General features: G+C 71.0%; 4 protein-coding genes. All 4 read left to right on the forward strand.

The window, feature by feature from the left end; all coding sequences use genetic code 11:
• Positions 1–42 precede the first annotated feature (42 nt).
• The 4 genes from ACWEBX_RS37305 to ACWEBX_RS37320 all read left to right on the forward strand — a co-directional run bounded on the left by ACWEBX_RS37305 (position 43) and on the right by ACWEBX_RS37320 (position 4,815).
• Positions 43–1,140, forward strand: a complete 1,098-nt coding sequence (locus ACWEBX_RS37305; RefSeq protein ID WP_451889176.1) for an MFS transporter — start codon at positions 43–45, stop codon at positions 1,138–1,140.
• Between the two features lie 455 nt (positions 1,141–1,595).
• Positions 1,596–3,542 carry an N-acetylmuramoyl-L-alanine amidase gene (locus ACWEBX_RS37310; protein ID WP_451889179.1) on the forward strand — a complete coding sequence of 649 codons (1,947 nt, stop codon included), beginning with the start codon at positions 1,596–1,598 and terminating at the stop codon, positions 3,540–3,542.
• Between the two features lie 162 nt (positions 3,543–3,704).
• Positions 3,705–4,157, forward strand: coding sequence for an SDR family NAD(P)-dependent oxidoreductase (locus ACWEBX_RS37315; RefSeq protein ID WP_451889177.1), 453 nt, complete (start codon positions 3,705–3,707; stop codon positions 4,155–4,157).
• A gap of 34 nt (positions 4,158–4,191) precedes the next feature.
• The gene (locus ACWEBX_RS37320; RefSeq protein ID WP_451889178.1) at positions 4,192–4,815 is read left to right on the forward strand and encodes a TetR family transcriptional regulator; all 624 of its coding nucleotides are present in this window, start codon (positions 4,192–4,194) and stop codon (positions 4,813–4,815) included.
• Positions 4,816–4,901 lie beyond the last annotated feature (86 nt).

Here is a 4,901-nt window from a genome sequence, read left to right on the forward strand (position 1 = left end):
ACCTGGGCGACCCCGCCTCCGCGGTGAACACGCTGAACGCATATGTGTATCCGTAGGCGGCCGCGACGGGGCATCGACGGGGGCGGCGACGGGGGATACGCCGTGTACGCCTTCGGGGTCATGGGCGTGCTGCTGCTCGCGGGCAACGCCTCGGACACGGTGGGCCGGCGTCCGGTGCTCCTGTGGGGCCTCGGCTTCGCGGCGGCGAGCGCCGTCTGCTTCCTGGCCGCCACAGGGCTGGGCTGGCTGTACGTGGGGCGGCTGATGTCGGGCCTGTCCGCGGGCCTGTTCACCGGAGCCGCCACCGCCTACGTGATGGAGCTGGCGCCGCCGGGCGGCCGTGCCCGGGCCACCTTCGTCGCCACGGCCGCCAACATGGGCGGACTCGGCTGCGGTCCGCTGATCGCGGGTGTCCTCGCGCAGTACGCCCCCTGGCCGCTGTACCTGCCGTTCGCCGTCCACCTCGCCCTGGTGGCACTCTCCGCCGCCGTGGTGCTGTGGCTCCCGGAGACCGTCCGCGAACGCCGCCCGCTGAACACCGTACGACCGCAGCGGCCCGGACTGCCCCCGCAGGTCCGGCCGGTGTTCACGCCCCCCGCGATCGCCGCGTTCGTGGGGTTCGCCCTGTTCGGGGTGTTCACCTCCGTCAGCCCCGCGTTCCTCGCCGAGTCCCTGGACGTTACCAACCACGCGGTGAGCGGACTGGTCGTCGCCCTCGCCTTCTTCGCCTCGACCGCCGGACAGCTCGCCGTCGGCCGGGTCGGTGTGGGACGGTCCCTGCCCCTGGGCTGCGCCGCACTCCTCGTCGGCCTCGCCCTGCTCGCGGGCGCGCTGCGATGGGACCTGTTGGTCCTGGTGGTACTGAGCGCGATCGTCGGCGGAGCCGGTCAGGGCCTCGCGTTCCGCGCCGCCCTGACCACCGTCGCCCAGGCCTCGCCCGAACATCAGCGAGCGGCGGTGATCTCCACCCTGTTCGTGGTCGCCTACGCGGGCATCTCGGTGCCGGTGATCGGAGTGGGCGTACTGGTGGGCCCGATCGGCCTGGAGGGCGCCGGGCTGGTGTTCATCGCGGTCATGGCCGTACTGGTCTCGGTCGCGGGCGTCTACCTCCTCCGGCGGCCGGCTCCCAGGCCGCGTTGACGGTGGAGGGCAGCGGCCCACCCGCTACGGCCGGCTCGGCGCGAAGGCCCGCTCCACCGGGACTCCCACCGGTCCCACCCTCATGGGAGCCCGCCTCTGCAACCCCACCACCGGCCGTCTCCTGTCCGTGGAACCCGTATGACGATCGATCCAAGTAACCTCTGTGGCAAGCCGATCGGCGACCGCAGGAGGGCGCACCGCATGAGGTGACGGGCGGCCTCCGGTGGATTCCTCGTCCGCCGGAGGCCGCAGACTGACCACGAGGCCACGGTCGTTCGGCTTTTGGCGCCTCGACGCGAGACTCGGGACCGCGGTGGTGAATCCTTCGGGCGTTCGCTGGAGCGGTTCCCGAATATTCCCCCTTTCCACCCCGGACGGCATCGGCTCCTCTCGTCCGACCAACGAGCAAAGCCGACAGCCCTTCCTGGTTTTTTGGAGCGCAAGAACACGTGAAGATGAAGAAGATAACGGGCAATGCCACCCGAAGGCGGGTGTCGCGGAATCGGCTGATCGGTTTAGCCGCAGCGACCGCGCTGACCGCGGGAGCCTTGACCGCCCTGGTGCCGACGGCCGCACAGGCCGGAACCGACGTACAGGCCAAAACCGCCGCGTCGTCCGGATCCGGCGCACGACAGCGTGCCTTCACGGCCGCCGCCGCCAAGTACCACGTCCCTGTCAGCGTGTTGCTCGCCGTGGCCTACCAGGAGTCGACGTGGGACGCCCACGCCGGCCGGATGAGCACCAGCGGCGGCTACGGCCCGATGCACCTCACCGACGTCACCCCCGCGATGCTGGCCGGCGGCCCGGCCGGGATGGCGGGACGGGCGGACCTCGCGGCCAGGGCGAAGGACCCGGCTCTGCACACGCTGCGGGCCGCTGCGAGGCTGACCGGCCTGCCCCTCGCCGAACTCCGCGACGACCCCACCGCCAACATCGCCGGCGGGGCCGCGCTTCTGGCCTCCTATCAGCAGGCCGTGGCCGGCGGCCGGCCGTCGGACGCCGGTCGGTGGTACGGGGCGGTGGCCCGCTACAGCGGCTCGTCGCAGAGGCGGAGCGCCACCGCGTTCGCCGACCGTGTCTTCGCGACGATCAGGTCCGGGGCCACGCGTGTGACCCAGGACGGGCAGCGGGTTTCGCTGGGCGCCGACAGCAAGGTCCGTGCCGAGAAGGGGCAGTTGAGCAAGCTCGCCCTGACCGGCGTCGCGGCATCGGCGGCGACCGAGTGTCCGCCGGAGGTCTCGTGCACGTTCGTGCCGGCGGCGTCGTCCAACGGCCAGGTCTCCAGCCGTCCGGCCAACGGCATCAGGATCGACACGATCGTCATCCACGACACGGAGTCGTCGTACGAGTCGGCGATCGCGACCTTCCAGAAGGCGGGCGGCAGTTCCGCGCACTATGTGATGCGGGCTTCGGACGGCGCGGTGACGCAGATGGTGCCGACGAAGGATGTCGCCTTCCACGCCGGCAACTACTCGACGAACCTGCACTCCATCGGCATCGAACACGAGGGTTACGCCGCGCACGGAGGCACCTGGTACACCGAGGCGCAGTACGAGGCCACGGCAGCCCTGGTGCGCTACCTCGCGGACCGCTTCGGCATTCCGCTGGACCGTGAGCACATCATCGGCCACGACAACGTGGCCGGTCCGAGCTCCAGTCTCGTCTCGGGCATGCACTGGGACCCGGGCACGTCCTGGGACTGGGAGCATCTGATGAGCCTGGTCGGCGCTCCGGTGACGGGGGAGCACGGGGTCGGGCCGGCCGGCTCGGCGGTGACGATCACTCCCGGCTTCACCGGGAACCAGCAGACCGTGCAGATCTGCCCCGGCGACGACCCCACCGGCGCCACTCCCTCGTGCGCCGAGCAGCAGCAGGCCTCCAACTTCGTCTTCCTGCGCACCGCTCCCGGCGACACCGCGCCGCTCTTCGGTGATCAGGCCATCCACAAGGGCACGGCGGGCACCGACCGGATCAGCGACTGGGGTTCCACCGCGCAGGCCGGGCAGCAGTACGTGGTGGCCGACGTCGACGGCGACTGGACCGCCATCTGGTACAGCGGCACCAAGGTGTGGTTCTACAACCCGGACGGCATCAACACCACGCCCGCGCACGACGTGACGCTGGTCTCCGCCGCGGGCACCGCGCCGGTGTCGGTCTACGGCTCCAGCTACCCCGACCGGGCGGAGTACCCCGCGGGACTGTCTCCTTCGACTCAGGCACCGATCAGCTGGTACACCGTTCCGGTCGGTCAGGCGTACGTCGCCACCCGACCGCCCGTCAACACGGATGACTACTTCACCTCCGGGGCGATCGTCACCGGCGCCAGGCAGATGTACACCATCCAGTACAACCACCGCGTCGCACTGGTCTACTCGTCGGATGTGACGGCGACCGGCGCCTGACCCCGACACGCCGGCTCATCACGCCGACCTGCCTGATGCGCCACCCGTGCCCGGCCCGTCTCCTGACAGGCCGGGCACGGAACTCTCGTCAGGGGCCGAAGCGGCCGTGTTCTGGTTACACTGGTAAGTAACTAGTTACCGGGTTGATGGCAGAGGAGGGCGATGAACGCATTTTTGATCACGGGGAGCTCGGTCAGTGGCCGGCTCGCACCCGCGCCCGGGCTCGGCGCCTACGGCACGGCGAAGTTCACGCTGGAGCGCTTCTCGGAGGCGCCGGGCCTGGAGGCGGCGCCGTTCGGAGTCGGGGTGACGATCGTCCAGCCTGGTGCGGTCGCCACGGCGCCGGCGTCCTCGATGTCGCCGCCCGAGCCCAGTACCCCCTGCCGGGACGTGGTGGCCCCGATGCGCAACCTGTACGGCAGTGCCCCGGCCGCAGGTCTCGGTGCGGCCCCGGAGAAGGTCGCCCAGTCGATCGTCGCCGTGCTGGAACTCGCTGATCCGCCGCTGCGCCTGGCCCGGTCGGGGGACGCCGTCGACCACATCCGTGACGCCGGGCAGCGGAGCCCCGCCGAGCTCGACCGGTGGGAAGCCCTCAGCCGCACGGTCGACGCATGAGCGCCCCCGTGGTCCGCCGGACCTCAATGCCGCGATGTCCGAAAGGCAGCTGATGCAGAAAGAGACCCCTGTCCGGGACGCGGAGGCCACCCGCCACCGCATCCTCGACGCCGCGACGGCGGAATTCTCCGCCTACGGCCTGGCCGGCGCCCGCACCGCCCGTATCGCAGCGGCGGCCCATGCCAACCAGCGCATGATCTACGCCTACTTCGGCAACAAGGACGGCCTGTTCGATGCCGTCCTGGAACACCACATCACCACCGCCCAGCACGCGGTCACCCTGGACGCGAACGATCTGCCCGGCTACGCCCAGCGCGTCTTCGACTTCTACCGCGCTCACCCCCACCTGGTGCGCCTTGCCCTGTGGCAGTCACTGGAGCGCCCGGAACTCATGGAATCGCTGCCCGCCGTCGTCACGGCCATGGACGCGAAGGTGACCGCGATCAGCCGCGCGCAGCAGGCGGGGCACGTCGCCTCGGCGGTCCCGGCGGACCGGCTGCTCGACCAGATCCTCACCCTGACCCACGGCAACATCACAGCCGCCTCCCATGCCGAAGCATGGACGGCCCGGCAGCGCCATGATCTGGGTGTCGCCGTGACGGCACTGACCCGCCCCGGCCCCGCGCCGACGGCTCCTGAGAGCGGGGACGGCGCGTGAAGATCACCGTATTCGGCGCCACCAGTGCCACCGGACGGGTGTTCCTCGAAGCGGCCGAGCGTGCCGGTCACCGGACGACCGCGTTC

It is taken from the genome of Streptomyces sp. NPDC005070 (assembly GCF_053600395.1).